Source organism: Campylobacter sp. 2352 PW (assembly GCF_024723575.1).
GTDB lineage: Bacteria > Campylobacterota > Campylobacteria > Campylobacterales > Campylobacteraceae > Campylobacter_D.
In genome coordinates, this window is record NZ_JANQCX010000036.1 from 1 (window position 1) to 1,173 (window position 1,173).

Genomic DNA, 1,173 nt, shown 5'->3' on the forward strand with positions numbered 1-1,173 from the left:
AAAGTGATACAAAAGAAAGTATAAATTTCAAAGAATTTTCTTTAAATTTAAAACAAGAAAACAATACAAAAGAAAATACAGACACTATAATAAAAAATACAAATTTTAACAATGAAACTTCTTTAAAAACGAAACAAAGCAATATCATTATAGATGATATAAAAGAAGATTTTAAGATTGTATCTAATAATGCTATAATAAATAATACTAACTTTAAAGGTAAAAAAATTGCTTAAAACATCAAAAAGAATTTCTATTATAGTTTTTATTGTATTAGTTTTTATCATAATTGCTAGCAATGCTTATAACTTTATCCAAGAAGCTTTACAATTTAAAGAAGCTAATGAAAATAAAGCAAGAGAAAATCTTAGTGCTTTAATCAAATGGAGTGAAAACGAAGGCAAGGAAGAATTAGAATATGCTAAGAATTTAAGCAAAGAAAACTATAATCAAGAAAAAGTTACACAAATGATTATTAAAAATCTTAAGATGATACAAGCTAGTATTGAAGATGTAAGAATTTTAACTATTTATTCATTCCTAGATGAAGATGAGGAACTTTCAAGAAAAGCTAGTCGAATTCTTTTAAGAATAAATATGGATATTATACTTTATCTTTTAGATAATGAAAAAACTTTTATAGGACATCAAACTTATTTTTTATTTGACAAGGAAAGATTTAAAGTTTTTGAAGATTTTTTATTTTTTCTAAATACTCGTTTAGAAGAGGATTTTTTGAAAAAAAATGATAATGATTTTGAAATAATAGAAATTGTAACATATATTAATCTATTGATTGGCTTAGATGGTGCGTTTGTTAATAATATGTACCTAAGAGAACTTTCAATAGCTCCTATTTGTGATTTAAATAATCCCAAAACCATAGCAATTCTAAATGGCATAGAAAAAATTAATATTGCAGTTGATAGATATATCAATCTTATAAATTCAAAAATTAAATTTATTGCCTATAAAGATGATTATCTTAAAATGAAAATAGAAAATATAAACAATAATTATCCAAAACTCAAACTCGGTCAAAAACAAATCAATCAGCTCAATACCCTACAATCTAAACTAAAAGAATGCACAAATGAATGAGATAGAACTTAACACTCAAAATAAAACCTTAAACGAAACAGAAAAAGACACAAAAACTATTTTTAAAATATC

2 protein-coding genes are annotated in these 1,173 nt (G+C 22.8%); both read left to right on the forward strand.

From position 1 onward, the window contains the following. Window positions 1-236, forward strand: a 236-nt coding sequence (locus tag CAMP5121_RS07985; RefSeq protein WP_337215292.1) for a hypothetical protein, incomplete at its 5' end; no start/stop codon positions are given. After that, complete coding sequence (locus CAMP5121_RS07990; protein ID WP_337215293.1) at window positions 229-1,101, forward strand: hypothetical protein; 873 nt, start codon at window positions 229-231, stop codon at window positions 1,099-1,101. The genes CAMP5121_RS07985 and CAMP5121_RS07990, both read left to right, overlap by 8 nt. The last annotated feature ends 72 nt before the right edge of the window (window positions 1,102-1,173 follow it).